The 17,076-nt window shown below is 52.4% G+C and carries 14 protein-coding genes; 10 read left to right on the forward strand and 4 right to left on the reverse strand.

Going from position 1 to position 17,076, the window contains the following annotated elements; translation table 11 throughout:
* Positions 1-50: 50 nt before the first annotated feature.
* The 5 genes from dnaK to NG665_RS00710 all read left to right on the forward strand — a co-directional run bounded on the left by dnaK (position 51) and on the right by NG665_RS00710 (position 4,931).
* Positions 51-1,901 carry a molecular chaperone DnaK gene (gene dnaK / locus NG665_RS00690; protein WP_252673419.1) on the forward strand — a complete coding sequence of 617 codons (1,851 nt, stop codon included), beginning with the start codon at positions 51-53 and terminating at the stop codon, positions 1,899-1,901.
* 75 nt (positions 1,902-1,976) lie between these two features.
* Positions 1,977-2,597, forward strand: a complete 621-nt coding sequence (gene grpE / locus NG665_RS00695) for a nucleotide exchange factor GrpE (protein ID WP_252673420.1) — start codon at positions 1,977-1,979, stop codon at positions 2,595-2,597.
* A 69-nt stretch (positions 2,598-2,666) separates the two neighbouring features.
* Positions 2,667-3,656, forward strand: coding sequence for a DnaJ C-terminal domain-containing protein (locus NG665_RS00700; protein ID WP_252673421.1), 990 nt, complete (start codon positions 2,667-2,669; stop codon positions 3,654-3,656).
* Positions 3,657-3,714: 58 nt separating this feature from the next.
* On the forward strand, positions 3,715-4,377 hold the full coding sequence (locus tag NG665_RS08645; RefSeq protein WP_289812918.1) for a heat shock protein transcriptional repressor HspR: 663 nt from the start codon (positions 3,715-3,717) through the stop codon (positions 4,375-4,377).
* Positions 4,374-4,931 carry an NUDIX hydrolase gene (locus NG665_RS00710; RefSeq protein ID WP_252673422.1) on the forward strand — a complete coding sequence of 186 codons (558 nt, stop codon included), beginning with the start codon at positions 4,374-4,376 and terminating at the stop codon, positions 4,929-4,931. The genes NG665_RS08645 and NG665_RS00710 overlap by 4 nt, the downstream gene beginning before the upstream one ends.
* Here the strand turns inward: NG665_RS00710 and NG665_RS00715 are convergent.
* A complete protein-coding gene (locus NG665_RS00715) occupies positions 4,918-5,331 on the reverse strand; it encodes a DUF3806 domain-containing protein (RefSeq protein WP_252673423.1) in 414 nt (137 codons plus the stop codon). The genes NG665_RS00710 and NG665_RS00715 overlap by 14 nt on opposite strands.
* Before the next feature lie 175 nt (positions 5,332-5,506).
* Here NG665_RS00715 and NG665_RS00720 point away from each other — a divergent pair, with 175 nt between their 5' ends.
* Positions 5,507-8,800 (forward strand): ExeM/NucH family extracellular endonuclease, encoded by a 3,294-nt coding sequence (locus NG665_RS00720; RefSeq protein WP_252673424.1) that lies wholly within the window; start codon positions 5,507-5,509, stop codon positions 8,798-8,800.
* Positions 8,801-9,789: 989 nt separating this feature from the next.
* On the opposite strand, the gene ybaK is transcribed toward NG665_RS00720, so the two are convergent.
* Positions 9,790-10,305, reverse strand: coding sequence for a Cys-tRNA(Pro) deacylase (gene ybaK / locus NG665_RS00725; protein WP_252673425.1), 516 nt, complete (start codon positions 10,303-10,305; stop codon positions 9,790-9,792).
* A 14-nt stretch (positions 10,306-10,319) separates the two neighbouring features.
* On the opposite strand from ybaK, the gene NG665_RS00730 reads away from it, so the two are divergent.
* On the forward strand, positions 10,320-10,841 hold the full coding sequence (locus tag NG665_RS00730) for a GNAT family N-acetyltransferase (RefSeq protein ID WP_252673426.1): 522 nt from the start codon (positions 10,320-10,322) through the stop codon (positions 10,839-10,841).
* Here NG665_RS00730 and NG665_RS00735 read toward each other — a convergent pair.
* The gene (locus NG665_RS00735; protein WP_252673427.1) at positions 10,838-11,353 is read right to left on the reverse strand and encodes a TspO/MBR family protein; all 516 of its coding nucleotides are present in this window, start codon (positions 11,351-11,353) and stop codon (positions 10,838-10,840) included. The genes NG665_RS00730 and NG665_RS00735 overlap by 4 nt on opposite strands.
* Positions 11,354-11,420: 67 nt before the next feature.
* Here NG665_RS00735 and gluQRS point away from each other — a divergent pair, with 67 nt between their 5' ends.
* Positions 11,421-12,419, forward strand: a complete 999-nt coding sequence (gene gluQRS, locus NG665_RS00740) for a tRNA glutamyl-Q(34) synthetase GluQRS (RefSeq protein ID WP_252673428.1) — start codon at positions 11,421-11,423, stop codon at positions 12,417-12,419.
* 20 nt (positions 12,420-12,439) lie between these two features.
* Here gluQRS and NG665_RS00745 read toward each other — a convergent pair whose 3' ends face one another.
* Positions 12,440-12,613 carry an antitoxin gene (locus tag NG665_RS00745; protein ID WP_252673429.1) on the reverse strand — a complete coding sequence of 58 codons (174 nt, stop codon included), beginning with the start codon at positions 12,611-12,613 and terminating at the stop codon, positions 12,440-12,442.
* A gap of 245 nt (positions 12,614-12,858) precedes the next feature.
* Here NG665_RS00745 and clpB point away from each other — a divergent pair, with 245 nt between their 5' ends.
* Positions 12,859-15,525 (forward strand): ATP-dependent chaperone ClpB, encoded by a 2,667-nt coding sequence (gene clpB, locus NG665_RS00750; RefSeq protein WP_252673430.1) that lies wholly within the window; start codon positions 12,859-12,861, stop codon positions 15,523-15,525.
* 80 nt (positions 15,526-15,605) lie between these two features.
* Positions 15,606-17,075, forward strand: a complete 1,470-nt coding sequence (locus tag NG665_RS00755; protein WP_252673431.1) for an amino acid permease — start codon at positions 15,606-15,608, stop codon at positions 17,073-17,075.
* Position 17,076 lies beyond the last annotated feature (1 nt).

Raw genomic sequence — 17,076 nt, forward strand, 5'->3', positions numbered from 1 at the left:
GGTAGAAGATGTGAACAGCGCATAGCGCTAACAGATAAGGAGACAATTCCATGGCACGAGCAGTGGGTATTGACCTAGGAACAACAAACTCGGTCGTCACCGTCCTTGAAGGCGGCGAACCAACCGTTATCGCAAACGCAGAAGGTATGCGTACCACCCCATCAGTAGTGGGCTTTTCTAAGACTGGTGAAGTTCTTGTCGGTGAAATCGCAAAGCGTCAGGCAGTAAACAACGTCGAACGCACTATTTCGTCCGTCAAGCGCCACATGGGCGAAGATTGGTCGATTGACATCGACGAAAAGACCTACACCCCGCAACAGATTTCCGCATTTATCTTACAGAAATTGAAGAAGGATGCAGAATCCTATTTGGGCGATACCGTGACCGATGCGGTTATCACCGTCCCGGCATACTTCAACGATGCACAGCGCCAGGCAACCAAAGATGCCGGCCAGATCGCTGGCCTAAACGTCCAGCGCATCGTCAACGAGCCAACCGCAGCGGCTCTGGCTTACGGGCTTGAAAAAGGTAAGGAAGATGAGCTCATCCTCGTCTTCGATCTCGGCGGTGGAACATTCGATGTCTCCCTCCTCGAAGTAGGCAAAGACGAAGATGGTTTTTCCACCATCCAGGTTCGGGCAACCTCGGGCGATAACAAGCTCGGTGGCGATGATTGGGATCAGCGCATCATCGACTGGCTCGTCACCCAGGTAAAGAACAACCACGGCGTTGACCTATCCAAGGATAAGGTTGCACTCCAGCGGTTGAAGGAAGCTGCAGAGCAGGCAAAGAAGGAACTTTCTTCGGCCACCTCCACCAACATCAACTTGCAGTACCTGTCGATGTCAGAAAACGGTCCACTCCACCTCGATGAGCGCCTCACCCGCGCAGCCTTCGAAGAAATGACCAAAGATCTGCTCGAACGAACCAAGTCTCCATTCAAGAAGGTTATCGAAGATGCCGATGTGAAGATCTCCGAGATCGATCACGTCGTCCTCGTTGGTGGCTCAACCCGTATGCCAGCTGTGACCGAAGTAGTCAAAGAACTCACCGGCGGTAAGGAACCAAACAAGGGCGTAAACCCAGATGAGGTTGTTGCTGTAGGTGCAGCTCTCCAAGCAGGCGTACTAGCTGGAGATCGCACCGATGTTTTGCTCATCGACGTCACCCCACTATCCCTTGGTATCGAAACCCTCGGTGGGCGGATGGCAACCATGATCGAGCGCAACACCGCAATTCCAACCAAGAGCTCCCAAGTCTTCTCAACCGCAGAAGATAACCAGCCTTCGGTTCTCATTCAGGTCTACCAAGGCGAACGTCCATTCGCCCGCGACAACAAGCTCCTTGGCACCTTCGAATTAGGTGGTATCGCTCCAGCTCCACGCGGACGCCCACAAATCGATGTCACATTCGATATTGACGCCAACGGTATCGTCCATGTCTCAGCTAAGGATCTGGGCACCGGCAAGGAACAGTCGGTTACCATCACCGGCGGTTCGGCGCTGTCGAAGGAAGATATCGAGCGCATGGTTAAAGAAGCAGAAGAGCACGCTGCCGAAGATGCTAAGCGCAAGGAAGAAGCCGATATCCGTAACACTGCAGAACAGCAAGTTTACAGCATCGAGCAGGTCCTAAAGGACAACGAAGACAAGCTCGATGATGCCGTAACAACCGAAGTGCGCACTGCTGTTGAAGCTCTCAACGAAGCACTCAAGGGCGAAGATATTCAAGCCATCAAGTCTGCTTCTGAAGAGCTAAACACCAAGGCACAAAAGATCGGTGAAGCACTCTACGCACAAGCTCAAGCCGAGCAAGCCAACGCTGGTGCCACTGAGCAAGGTCCTCAAGGCGACGATGACGTCATCGATGCTGAGATCGTAGACGACAACGACTCCAAGTGATAGCCGTATCCGGGGGCCGCGGTATCATCGCGGCCCCCGCACGCTACATATATCACGAGAAAAAGAGGAACAATAATGGTAGATGAACCACTCAACCCACACTCCCAGTCCGAAGATGATCAACAGCTAGAGCATAACGAGGCGGCAGACCAAACCACCGAACCTGCAGCTCAACCAACTGAGGAAACAAGCCAACCCGAGCCAGGAATCAGCGCGGTCGAAGATGGCGAACCAGAGTTATCACAAGCAGATCAAGCACTGCTTAAAGTGGCAGAACTTGAAGAACAACTTGCCCGCCGCAATGCAGATTTATATAACTTGCGCCAAGAATACAACGGTTACGTTAAGCGTTCCAAAGCCGATGGCATCATGCAATACGAAGCAGGAGTCAACAAAGTTCTCGACATACTCCTACCCGTACTTGACGATGCTGCCTTAGCGCGCCTTCATGGCGATCTGGAAGGCCCAACTGGTGCAATTATCACCAAGTTAGAATCAACGCTGGAAACCAATTTCAAGCTTGAGCGCTTTGGCGCCGAAGGCGATCTGTTTGATCCCAACCTCCACGAAGCACTCATGGCTACCACCTCTAGTGACGTCGAAGAAGAACAGATCAGCCAGCTTATTCAACCCGGATACAAGGTCGGCGAACGTATCTTGCGTCCGGCGCGCGTCGGCGTCGTCAAACCAGAGTAATTTCAAGCTAAAGAACCCAACCTACGTTGAACTACACAACCAAAGTACACCTGTGAGGAGGTGAGGACTATGGCAAGTCAAGATTGGATGAACAAAGATTTCTATGCGGCCCTTGGAGTTTCCAAGAATGCAAGCACCGAAGAAATCAAAAACGCATACCGTAAACTTGCGCGAAAATACCATCCAGATCGCAACCCGGGAGATACCGGCGCAGAAGCAAAATTCAAAGATATTTCCGAAGCATACAGCGTGCTCAAAGACGACCAAGAGCGCAAACAATATGACGCGATTCGCTCAATGTCTGGCGGGGCACGGTTTACCCCCGGATCTGGTGGCGGCTTCGAAGATATTTTCTCTGGAGTTTTCGGGCAAGGCGCCCGCGGCGGAGCACAGTATAGCTCGATGGGTGACACCCCCGGATTTGAAGATATTTTAAAAAACATGTTCGGCCAAGGAGCACCACACCCCAACGGACCATCCGGATTCGGCGGGTTCGGGCGTCGGCCAGAACGCGGCCAAGACGTCAAAGCCTCAGCAAAACTGACGTTCCGTCAAGCTGTTGATGGTGCAACCATAACCCTGAATATCAACGGTAAACCAGTAACTGCCCGCATCCCGAAGGGCGTTGCGAGCGGGCAAAAAATTCGCCTGAAAGGCAAAGGCAATCCAGGCTCCAACGGTGGCCAAAACGGCGATCTACTTGTCGAAGTCACTGTAGAGACCCATCCGGTTTATGAACTCCACGGACACGATGTTCACCTCACCGTGCCAGTATCATTCGATGAAGCAGCACTAGGTGCCGTGATCGATGTGCCCGTCATTGATGGTGAATCAGTGAAAGTAAAGATCCCGGCAGGATCGTCGTCTGGAAAGAAAATGCGCGTACGTGCCAAAGGCCTCCAAGGAGCTAACGGAGTCGTTGGCGATATGTTCGTTCATCTCACCATCAACGTTCCAGAAGAGCTACCTGACCAGGCTCGCCGCGCCGTCGAAGAATATCGCACAGCGATGCAAGATCACGATCCGCGCGCAGAATTTACTAAGATGGCTCATATCTAACCAAATCTGCCCGCCGCGCACTCGCGGCGGGCGCACAATCCACTAGGAGGTGGGCACGTTGGCAAAAGTCTCACACAATGCACCGATTCTTACGGTCTCGGTTGCCGCCGAACTAGCTGGAATGCACGCCCAGACGGTACGCCAATATGACCGGCTTGGCCTGGTTGTTGCCAAACGCACTCGCGGAGGCGGCCGGCGATATTCACTCAACGACGTCGAACGGCTCACCGAGATCCAGCGGTTATCGCAAGAAGAAGGCATAAACCTAGCTGGCATATCACGTATTTTCGAATTGCGTGACGAGCTCGCCCAGCTCGCCAACGCGAAATCCGTTATCGAACGCCAACTAGCGCAGTTGCGCGCCGAATACACGTTTGTTGAAGAAAAGCTGCGTTCACAACAAGAACGTCAACAGCGTGTGATTGCCGTGAACTCCTCTGGCCAAGTAGAAGCTTCTGGATCCATCGACGTTTTGCGACGTACCTTGCGGGCAGTTCGCGAAGATGAACGCAAGCGTACAACCCAAACACTTCACGATAGCGGGCATTACGATACCTCCAGTGCACTTGTGCCAAGTCCAGGTCAGCTTGACTGGTTGATGGAACTTTTTGAGCAGCACATGCGTGCGCGGATTGATAGGCAAAGCTTGCCGTATTTGAGCCCCGGCGAAGAGCTGGACGATGATCAGAGCGATATCGTAGACGTTCACGATATCTCATGACGCATTTCAACGCAGCAGTCTTGGCGTTATTGACGGCTGAAGATGACCCGGCAGTTTTGGTTACTGTTCGGGCCTCGCGTATGCGTAGCCACGCTGGGCAAATCAGTTTTCCGGGCGGTGGGAAAGAAGGGGATGAAACCCCAGTACAAACTGCGCTTCGAGAGACCTTCGAAGAAGTGGGTATCTGCCCAGAAGATATTGATGTGGATGGCCAGATGCCTGCCATAGTAGCGCCGCGTACCGGGCAAAAAATAGTGCCCGTCGTGGGCCGGCTCGCAGCCCGATATTCGACGTCGAATCCGTATCCGCTGGTATTGAGCCAGTTAGAAGTTGCTAGTGCGCATTGGCTCAAGCTAGCTGACCTTGCCCACCCGGACAATCGAGGTACGTGGCAGTATTCGACGCGCACTGGACCTGGTTTCGCGTTAGATGGGCTGATGATCTGGGGTTTAACCGGGTATCTTATGGATCGGTTGCTGATCCGGGAAGGTTTCACACAACCGTGGGATGTGACCCGGAAACTGGTGATTCCTTCCCGGTTTAGTCCGCGGTAGCGTCAGTTTCGCTCTGCTCGATTGCCTGGAGAACTTCGGCGACGTAGGACTGGAATGTTTCGTCGTCGTTATCCTTCCAGCGCCGCTGGGCGACGTCGAATGGGTAGACGACGATTGTTGACTGGCCGGCAGTGCCAATTAAGACGATTGCAGATTCGACGCCATCAGTGAGTGCCGCCCACTGCATCTGGGTGCGTTGTGATAGGTGTAGTCCCAGAGCTGCACCTAAAATATCGACGTCCGCACTCAGATCTGTTGGCGTGGATCGGCGTAGCTCTCCAGCGGCGGTATCAAGCATATCGAGCGATTGTAGTAAACCGCGTTCTTCAGCAAGTTGAGAATTCGAGGTAATGTGGTCGATTTCAGATTCGGATAATTGGCGTACATGCAAGCTAGTCATAACCACTAGTGTACTGGTAGCAGGCTCGGTGTAAATGTAGTGCCTCACATCGTTTCGTTATTTCTGACTATCTACCTGCGTTATAACAGGAAAATTGATAATTTTAGATGGTCTTATAGCATTGCAGACGTTATCGAATGGCGATGGCGTTGAGATGGATAGGGAGTGCACGCATATGATGCTTTCGCGTTCGAAGAAGTTGATGAGTGTTGTGCTGGTATCTATGCTCGGAATCGCGGTGGAAGCATTGCCAGCCACTGCGGCGCAGAGCACTGGAACAGACCATCTAGTTATCAACGAAGTTTATGTTGATGGTACAGCGAATAAAGGAACTTACCGGGACTTTGTTGAGCTGTATAACCCAACTAATGATCCAATTGACCTCAGTAATTATGTACTGCAAGGCTATGCTCGCAGCGGTAAGAAGGCGGGTAGTCAAACGCATTTGGTGGGAACAGTTGCGCCTAAGGGTTATTATCTCGTCACAGCTCGTGATGGCAATCCGGTACATGAATTGAATGCCGATCAAACCGATGGCGCATTTAATATGAGTGCAGCCAAAGCTGGTGCCTCGGTTGGTCTTTTTGCAACAGATAGTGTTCCATCGCAGCTCACCGCTGATGCTGCGGCAGTTGACCTAGTTGGTTGGGGTACATCAGGCATTGGTGAAGGTCAGGCTATTGCAGGAGTTGCCAAGGGAGAGATGTCTTTCCAACGCACTGTTGCTGGTGTTGATACCAATAACAACAGTGCAGATTTCTCGGTTTTGGTTGCCACTCCGATGAGCGCGAAGGATAATGCTGAGGTCACTCCACCCGATCCGGCCAACCCAGCCGATCCTGCTGACCCGGCTGACCCGGCAGATCCTGCTGATCCGACCAACCCAGCCGATCCTGCTGACCCAGCTAATCCTGCTGACCCGGCTAATCCAGCAGATCCAACTGATCCTGCTGATCCATCTCAGTACCTGACCATTGCACAAATCCAGGGTGAAGGCGATCAAAGCCCGTATGCTGATCAAAACGTCAAAACGGTCGGCGTCGTCACTGCGGTTTATCCATATGGTGGTTTCCAAGGCTTCTACCTCCAAACCTCTGGAAGCGGCGGAACAACTGCACAAGAAGCACGCAATGCCTCGGAAGGTATCTTCGTCTACGTCGGAAACTTTAAGAATTTAAGTGACAAGCACGGCGGAAAAACCGGAATGATTGCGGTAGGCGATTATCTCGAAGTAGCTGGAACAGCGACCGAATACTATGGATTGACCCAGATCAGCGTCTACGACAAAAACGGTGGTGACCCAGCGAAGAACGTCACCCAACTAGTTAAAGACGAAAGCTTCAAGGCACCCCAGCCAGTTACTGTTGAGCGTATTCCAGATGCAGAAGAAGCACGCGAAAAGCTTGAAGGTATGCTGGTCCAAGTCACTGGCGACTACACCATTACAGCTAACTATTTAACCAACCGCCACGGTCGCCTAGATTTGGCGCCAGGCGACAAGCCGTTCCGGATTCCATCGGATCAAACTGCCGATAAGAGCCAGTGGCAAGGTTTAGCAGATAAGATCGAACGCGAACGCATCGCCCTTGATGACGGTGCTTCCATTGATTACACCACCTTCGGCAAGGCTGATAACCGTTGGCCAAACTACAACAACCCAGTGCCATACTTGGACGTGAATAATCCGTTGCGAGTCGGTACGGTTATCAAGCTCCCCAAGCCGATGATCTTGGACTACCGGGCAAACTCAGTTGGCCGAAACAATTACGAAAATCGGTGGAATCTACAGCCAACGAAGCCACTTTCAGACAAAAACGATCTGACTAATACTGAGTGGACGAAGTGGGTATCGTTTACCTCTACCCGCCAAGACGCACCACAGTTTGACGAAGGTAATGTCACGATTACCTCGTTTAATGTGCTCAACTACTTCACCACCTTGGGTGAAGACGTCGAGAAATGTTCCGGCTATGCGGCGTTTGATGGAACGAAACTGACCACCAACCGTTGTTTACCGCGTGGAGCATATTCGGCTGCCGCGTTTGCCAAGCAAGAATCGAAGATCGTTAAAGCAATTAACGCCCTTGACTCATCGGTTGTAGGACTTGAAGAAATCGAAAACTCAGTCAAGTTTGGGAAGGATCGCGACTTCGCTATCGCCAAATTGGTTCAAGCATTGAACGCAGACGCCGGCACTGAGAAGTGGGCATACGTGAAGTCGCCTACGGTCGATAAGTTGCCTGCGTTAGACGACCAAGACGTTATTCGATTGGCTTTCATCTACCAAAAAGATGAGGTTAAACCAATTGACGAATCTAAGGTTTTGTACGACGGTGATCAGTGGGCTTATGCCCGCCAGCCATTGGCACAAAAGTTCCAAGCGATCAAGAATGGTGTGGCTGAAGGTAAGCCGTTCGTCGTCGTCGTTAACCACTTGAAGTCTAAGGGTTCCGATAAAGACACGGTGCCAAACGATGGTTTCCAAGGAAACAACAACAATATGCGAGTCTTGCAAGTAACCGAAATGGCACAATGGGTCGCTGCGAATTTCGCTGAAGAACCGGTGTTTGTGCTCGGTGATTTGAATTCCTACACCCATGAAGACCCGCTGGTAACGTTGGAAGATCAGTTCGGATACGAGTCAATTGCCGAGAAGATGGGCGTAACGAATCATTCCTACCAATTCGGTGGTGTTGTCGGTTCGCTCGATCATGCTCTTGGTAACCCGGCAGCCATGGAAATGGTTAAGGCCGCTGATGTATGGAACGTTAACGCGATGGAGCCGGTTGCTTTCGAGTATTCGCGTTGGAACTACAACATCAACTACGAAAATCTCTTCGATGCCCAATCACCATTCCGTTCCTCAGACCACGATCCAATCAAGGTGGCTATCGATACTCGCGATCCTGAGCCAGACCCGATTACGGTAGTGCCAGGTGAACCGTCTGCAGCCGATCCAGTGACCTGTAGTGTTCGACCATTTGTCGAAGTTCAGCCGGTCGAGGGCGTGAAGTATACGGTAAGTGTTGATGGTGTGGCATTGGAACCGCTTGCTGATAACGCCAACAAGTACGAGTATCCATACGGTAAGACTGTTGTCGTTCAGGCCCAGGCAATGGACGGGTACGTCTTCGCTGATGGTCAGAAAACGCAATGGCAGTGGACTGCTCCGACTCGTGAAGAACTAGCCTGCTCTATCCCGTGGACTGAGTTGGTTCCAGCTACTCCGATCCAGCCCGATCCGGAGCCGCAGCCGCAGCCGCAGCCGGAGCCACAGCCTCAGCCGCAGCCGAAGGCAGATATCCAGCCTGGAGCTCAAGCACAGCCACAAGCTCCAGAGCTTGTCAATCCAGCCGAAAATATGCCGAGCTTGGCCAAGACCGGTGCTGATGTACTAGCACTAGGAGCTTTGGCAACACTGATGATTTTGGCAGGCATGGCATTATTTATCCGACGCAAGGATGCCTAAGTGCTCATATCTAGTCAGTGACTAAAGCCTGGCATTAACCAAGGGCGGGGAACTCTTTAGAAGGAGTTCCCCGCCCTTACTTTTGGCCTTACCGTTGCGTGTACTACCCAACCCCGCAATGTGATGTGGGGTCATGTACTAGCTAGGAGATTCGTTTTATCCCAGTGCATAGGAGAGCGTGAGTGCGTGGACGAAAACGCATCCGTCACGCAACTTTTGGCGCGAGCCTGGCTTAACTACCGGCCCATCCATCTAAAACCCATCGCAAGTACCAACCAAACTTGCCAGATCCCGGCACAACTGCCAGCCAAACTTTCCAAATCCTATCTCGGCTGCCATTCAATGCTTCCAGAGCCTATTTCAGCTACTATCCATCCTGATTTCGCCTCGATAAGACCACAAGTTGTGCCGAAACCGGGGTATTTGGGGCGATGACCTCATATACGGGGTCATCGCCCCAAATACCCCGGTTTTGTAACAGGCAAACTTCACCACCACCCTTGAAAATCAGACATTTCAGAATAAAACCGGGTTTGGTTGGCCGGCTGTGGCTGTTTACGTAGATTGCTGAGGATGAGCAGGCGAGAAAAGCGGTAGCTATAGGACGGTAAGCAAGAAAAGTTGTAGTTATGGGCCGGGGTGGGCGTGGTTGGAGTAAAAAATGGTAGTTGTCGCCCGGGGTGGGCGTGGTTGGAGTAAAAAATGGCAGATATAGATTGTTGCGGGCCAGCACGCAGAACAAAAGTGGTAGTTAGAGGTTGTTGCTGGTTGATAGCCGCAAAAAACCGCCGTTTGAATGGGCCATTTTCAAAAGAACTGCCCGTAGTTGAAGAACTGCCCGTACTTGAAGAACCGCCAGCACGTTAAGAACCATCAACACGCGAAGAGCCACCAAAGCACGTCGAACCCGCAAATGAGTTGCGCTCTGCCCAGAGACTAGTAGAGGAAGTTCTTGTCGCCGTACGAAACTGCAACCGTCACTAAAAGTTTTACCACTGAGCAATATCGGCGACTTGTGCACCCGATACAGCAATAAAATCTGCCGGTGCGATACCCACTGACAAACTCCGTTTCCCGCCCGAGATCAATATTTCGTCAGCGATGACCGCGCTTTCGTCCAGGAAGATGGGAAAGTGGTGTTTTTGCCCGAGCGGCGAGATTCCGCCAGTTACATAGCCGGTGACTTTTTCAGCTCGTGATGGTTCCATCATTGCTACCGATTTCACGCCAGCTGCGTGCGCGACCGCCTTTAGATTCAGCCGGGCGCTAGCTGGGACAATCGCGATAAAAGCATCTTTCCCAGACTCAACCATCAGCGTTTTAAACACCGTATCTGGATCGATTCCAAGGATCTGTGCCGTATCTTGGGCATAGCCGTGTTCCATGGTTTGCGAATGCTCATATTCGTAGAGTGTGAAGGGAACATTCGCGGCTTCAAGCGCAGCCAATGCAGGTGTTCCGGTGTGGCCCGCCTTATGTTGTCCTGTTTTCTTCTTCCTAGTCATGACACAATAAAAACATGAATACTTCTGAACGTTTTTATCTCCGACCGGCCGCGCGTGTCGACGCCGATGCGTTATTCGAGCTTCGAACCGCGATTTTCGCGCAAGATTTCCCCGATGTGGATTTCAATAAGGAAAAAGAGTATCGGGAAATTGTCCAGATTCTCACTGATCAGGGTGCGTCAACTATATGGCTTGCCGACCTCGACGGTGAGGTTGTGGGGTATGTGCGTTCGGACGCCCTGGGGGCCGGCCATGAACGCCTGCTGGCGGTGACGTGGTTGGGTGTGCGCGCCGATGTTCGCCGCCGCGGATACGGCACCAAACTCTTAAACGCTGCCAGCGGAGACATTCCCGCCTACGCATTCATGCCATGCCAAGGAGGTGACGATGCCGCCGGCGCACAGTTCTTCGTCGCCCGCGATTTCTCGCGCATCGATCTCACTGAGGATGCTCAAGCAGTAGCTCAAACACTTGGTCTTGCTCTAACGGAAACTGGAAGCGCTGGAAGCTCCGGCCAGAAAACGTTTATCCGTTAACTGTTGAGATGCGCGATCTCGACGTTGAGCGCAGTGGCAAACGCCGTCCATCCCGCATAGGGCACAAGTGCAACGCCAGCTGCTGGGCAGACTTTGCCAGCCCGATAAGCTAAATGAGTTGATGACGCAGCAAGCAGCGTGACTTCTGCGGCAGATAGCCAGCGATCGCGCACATTCCAATACAATGCGCTCCAGGTAGCGTTGAGAACAAGATTGACCGTCAAGGCGCGCTTGAACTTGCGACGCTCGCGATCGACGCGGGCTCGAACAGCCTCGTCTGGCCCTGCTTCATCGGCCTGAGCATCGAGTTTCGTCAAGACCGCTGCCGATGCGCCTGCGATCGAGGTGTAGAGTACTGACCAGGCAATCGGGAACAGCTCTTTTGGTGGCTGCCATGCGGGTTTGCGCTGGGTTTTGTTCCACACCGTATCGGTGTTCGTCGCATACGACGCAATCGCACCAGCCAGTGCAGTGATAGCAGTTGTTTTAATAATATTTTTTCCAAATCCCATGCTTTAAGTTTTGTCCCTATAATTGAATCGGTAGTGATGTTTTAGCTGTGGGCGGATAATGCGGATAATGATGAACGAAACCGCGAGCGTGGATGAGGTAGGGCAGGGCAGATTTGCTCCTTCTCCAACCGGAGATTTCCATCTAGGGAATTTGCGCACAGCGTTGCTGGCATGGGCGTTTGCTCGCCATAGTGGGCGTGGCTTTCACATGCGTATGGAAGATCTCGATGAGCGTTCGCGCCCACCGTTCGTCGATTCGCAACTGCGTGATCTCGATGCGTTGGGTATCGACTGGGACGGCCCGGTTGTTTTCCAGAGCCAACGCTTGGCGCGCTACGATGAGATTTTTGCCCAGATGATGGCTCGAGGTGAGCTTTATGAATGTTATTGCACCCGAAAGGAGCTGGCTGCGCTGGCCTCAGCACCGCATCGTCCTCCTGGTTCTTATCCTGGAACCTGCAGATACTTAACCGATGCCGAACGCAGGGCGGGGCGAGAAAAACTCGCTGCGATGAATCGCGGTCCGGCTTTCCGCTTGGCGAGCAGTGTTCGTGAAGGGACGGTTGATGATATCCAATGCGGTTCGTATCGCGCAGCGATTGACGATCTCGTGATTCGTCGAGGAGACGGCGTATATTCGTATAATTTCGTCTCTGTGGTTGACGACGCCGAATATGGTGTTACGCAGATTGTGCGTGGGGATGACTTATTGCCTTCGACTCCGCGTCAGATGTATCTCCAACATGTTTTGGGTTATCCGCATCCCCAGTATGCGCACGTTCCGCTGGTGTTGAATCGCGACGGTGTGCGGTTAGCTAAACGCGATGGTGCAGTAACGATCGGTCAGTTGAGTCAATACGGCTGGCAGGTAGGCGATATTATCGCCTTGTTAGCGACCTCGTTGCAGTTGGGTGGTGACGAGATGGCAGTGTCAGATATTCGCACGGCACCAGATTTTTTGGCGGTTTTTGAGCCGAAGTTGTTGCCACGTTCGCCGTGGCTCGTCGATGTAGATAGCCTAACGGCCGGGCCAACATCGTTTTTCGCGTCACTGCGTGATGGTTGACCCGGCCGAAAGGTGAAGAATTATTCGTTTCCGAGCTTGGAATCGATAGTGTCACGGACAGTATCGATCTTATCGGTATGCTCTTCGCCGAGCTTGTCTTTAGCTACTTCTTCAGCTTTATCTAGTACCTTATCGGTAAGCTCTTCTGCTTGATCGCTGTTGAGCGCTTCCTTTGCTTTATCAAATAGAGACATCTCTATTCTCCTTTCGGTTTTTGGCCACCATGACGACTTCGAATCGTGAAGCCTGTTCGATGTGCAACCTATGTCTTATTCTACCCGCTATATAGCTCCGTACTCTACCTGCTGTGCAAGTTACCTAACTATATTGGGTCTTGTTAATTAAAGTTGAGTGGAATAGACTCAACCCTAGAGACGTTGAAAAACATAGCAGCAGCTTAACCCGCGAGGCTAAGCTCAATGATCAAGGAGTTTGTCAGATGGATAAGTTAACAACGAAGTCGCAGGAGGCATTGGCCGATGCGATCGAGATGTCGATACGTGCGGGCAACCCGCACGTAGAACCAACCCACCTGTTGGTATCTTTACTCAAACAATCTGGTGGCGTAGCAACCGCACTACTTGACGCGGTGGGCGTCAACGTGAGCGACGTCGTCGAACGTGCTCAAGCACAATTAGCTACCCTGCCGGCAGTTCACGGCCAGACGGCAGCCCAACCCCAAGCCTCACGCAATCTTTCGCTAGTAATATCGGATGCAGGGAAAGAGGCTACTGCGCTCGGAGATACCTATATCTCCACTGAACATTTACTACTAGCTATTGCCAGCAGTCAAAACTCAGCTGGCGATATTTTACGGGCCGCCAATGCGCAACGCGAACAACTCATCGCCGTGCTTCCGAGCGTGCGCGGGTCAGCGAAGGTGACCTCGCCCGATCCTGAAGGCACTTTTAAGGCTTTAGAAAAATACGGTTCGGATCTAACCCAAATGGCACGGGACGGAAAACTGGACCCGGTAATTGGTCGCGATTCAGAGATCCGGCGCGTCATCCAAGTCTTGTCCCGGCGTACCAAAAACAACCCGGTACTAATTGGTGAACCCGGCGTCGGAAAAACCGCCGTCGTCGAAGGACTCGCTCAACGCATCGTCGATGGCGATGTGCCTGAATCGTTACGCGGAAAACGGTTGATTTCCCTTGATATTGCGGGGATGGTTGCCGGCGCGAAGTACCGCGGTGAATTCGAAGAACGGCTAAAGGCCGTCCTTCAAGAAATTAAAGAATCCGACGGCGAAGTCGTTACTTTCGTTGACGAGTTGCACACCGTCGTGGGTGCAGGTAGCGCCGGCGAAGGCGCTATGGACGCAGGGAATATGCTTAAACCCATGCTGGCTCGAGGCGAACTGCGGCTGGTTGGTGCCACAACGCTGGACGAATACCGCGAACACGTCGAAAAAGATCCGGCACTTGAGCGCCGATTCCAGCAAGTATTTGTGGGCGAACCCAGCGTCGAAGATACCATCGCAATATTACGAGGCATCGCGCCGAAGTACGAAGCACACCACAAGGTCACTATTTCTGACGGTGCGCTTGTGGCCGCAGCAACTCTCTCGGATCGTTATATCTCCGGGCGGCAACTGCCAGACAAGGCGATCGACCTTGTGGACGAAGCTGCGTCGCGCTTGCGGATGGAACTGGATTCATCACCCGAGGAAATCGACGTCCTTCAGCGCCAAGTAGATCGACTGAAGATGGAAAAGTCCTATTTGGAAGAAACTGATTCTGATGACGACGCCTCCGCAGCCGATCGGCTCGAAAAACTCGATGCGGAACTAGCAGATAAATCTGAAGCTCTCGCCTCGCTCAATGCGCGATGGGAAGCGGAAAAAGCTGGGCGGAATAAGGTTGGAGATTTGCGGGTGCGCCTCGATGAACTACGCACCGAGCTGGAGAAGGCGATTCGTGAAGGACGATACGAGGATGCTGGACGGATCCAAAACGGCGATATTCCACAAGTCGAGGCCCAAATTGCGGCTGGGGAAGCAGACAAAAACACCGTTGTTGATGAAGCGCCGATGATTGCCGAAAAGGTTGATGCCGATGGCATTGCTGATGTTGTTTCAGCATGGACGGGTATTCCAGTGGGTCGACTCTTGCAAGGAGAGACGGAAAAGCTGTTGCGGATGGAAGATGAGATCGCCCGACGCCTCATCGGTCAGCGTTCGGCAGTGGCCTCAGTTTCAGATGCTGTGCGGCGCTCGCGTGCCGGAGTAGCTGATCCGCAGCGGCCAACCGGTTCCTTCCTATTCCTTGGTCCAACCGGTGTGGGTAAGACGGAGTTGGCGAAATCGTTGGCCGAGTTCCTCTTTGACGATGAACGAGCCATGGTTCGGATCGATATGTCGGAATACTCAGAAAAGCATTCGGTGGCACGTCTGATCGGAGCACCTCCAGGATATGTTGGATACGAAGAAGGTGGTCAGCTCACCGAGGCAGTTCGCCGCCGCCCATACGGGGTGGTTTTGCTCGACGAAGTGGAGAAGGCTCACCCGGAAGTCTTCGATATTTTGTTACAAGTTCTCGACGACGGACGCCTCACTGACGGGCAAGGACGCACAGTTGATTTCCGGAATACGATTTTGATTTTGACGTCGAATTTGGGATCGCAGTTCTTAACCAACAGTGAATTAAGCGTCGCTGACCAGCGCCGAGCAGTACTTGATGCGGTACACGCACATTTCAAGCCGGAGTTCTTAAACCGGTTAGATGATGTGATTGTTTTCGAACCGTTAAGTGTTGCAGATATCGGGCAGATCGTCGATTTGCAGGTAGCGCAACTGGTTGGGCGGTTGGCCGCGCGCCGAATTTCTCTTGATGTGCGAGATGATGCGAAGTCTGTGTTGACGTTAGAAGGCTACGATCCGGCATATGGTGCTCGCCCGTTACGCCGTTTGATTCAGCGTGAAATAGGCGATCAACTGGCTCGCATGTTGCTTGCTGGTGAGGTTAGCGACGGGCAACATGTTGTGGTTGAAAGCGCTGATTTTGATACTTCAGTATTTGATCGGGAAACAGGTGACGTTGTTTCAGAGCAGATGCCACCGGCAGATAACGGGCACAAATTGAAATTAGTTGTTTCTCAAGATTGAGCCTACTGATCTGCATGGTTCATGTCCCAAAAAGTGGACACATGTAGGATTTGGGTGAGCATGCGGGTATGCTCCTACCTATGAAAGATCAGACAAACGTACCAGCACAATCGGCAGGGGCCACTTCGGTCCCTGCCGATTCTGCCATGGAGAGTAAACATGTTCAGCTCAAACGCGGGTTAACCTCTGCGCAAGTGTCGATGATTGGACTTTCTGGTGCTCTGGGTACCGGCCTGTTTTTAGGGTCTGGATCGGTTATCGGTTACGGTGGCCCGGCTACAGTGTTTGCGTATCTGGCAGCAGGTTTCTTGGCGTTGGCCGTTGTGTGGGCATTGGCTGAAATGGTTTCCGTACATCCAGTACCCGGTGGGCACGGAGCGGTAGCTGCTTCATACCTTGGTCCTTACGGTGGCTACGTATCGCGGTGGAACTTCGCAGTGACGATGCTTATTGCTGTTGGTGCGGAGGTTACAGCTACTGCCACCTATCTTCAATTCTGGTTTCCGAGCTTGCCACTATGGGCCGGTACGATACTGTGTTCGTTATTCATCGTGGTGTTAAACCTGTTTTCGGTTCAGTTATACGGTTCAAGTGAGTACTGGTTCTCGATGATTAAAGTCATCGCTATTATGACGTTTATTGCGCTCGGTTTATCCTTAGTGTTCGGGTTCTTCCCGGGTGTGGAGGCAATCGGTACCGGTAATCTCACTGAGTATGGGGGCTTCTTCCCTAAAGGTATTCCAGGCCTCTTAGCAGCGATTTGTTTGGCTGTTTTCTCCTTCGGTGGTATTGAAAACGTATCGGTTGGAGCTGCCGAATCTGAGCATCCAGAGCGCGACGTCCCACGCGCAGCACACACCATGATCTGGCGCTTATTGCTGTTTTACGTTTTGGCTATACTCGTTGTTCTCATGTTGCAGCCGTGGGCAGAAACTGCTGGCTCGCATGGCACGATCGACGAATCGCCGTTCGTGCGTGCCCTAGATATTACAGGTGTGGTGGGCGCTGCCCATATTATGAACGCAGTGCTGATCGTTGCTGCTCTTTCGGCTGCGAATGGATGTTTGTATTCTTCTAGCCGGATGATTCATTCTCTTGCTAATGATCGGCAAGCCCCTCGCTGGGCTGCGGTCACTGCAAAGAATGGTACGCCACGTCGCGCCGTGCTAATTGCGATGATTGGCATGGTCATCGCCTCAGTGTTGGCTCTTGCCAGCCCGGCAAATGCGTTCTTGTGGCTTTACGGTTGTGCAACGATCGGTATTTTGGTGACGTGGGTGATGACTATGCTCACCCATATGGCTTTCCGTTCCAAGCGTAGCGCTGCGGGGTTGCCGTTAGCGCAACGCCACCTGTGGGCAGCTAATATTGTTGCGCCGATTGTGATTGCCGCTTCGGTGGGGATTTTCATCGGATTATATTGGTTACTGCCGGTGGCTTGGTATGCCGGTATTCCATACCTCATTATTTTGACGCTGTCGTATTGGGCGGTGCGGAGTGTTCATCCGATGCACATGCGTGATTTGTTAGCTGAAGATACGGATAAGTAGG

Source organism: Arcanobacterium pinnipediorum, from assembly GCF_023973165.1.
Lineage (GTDB): Bacteria > Actinomycetota > Actinomycetes > Actinomycetales > Actinomycetaceae > Arcanobacterium > Arcanobacterium pinnipediorum.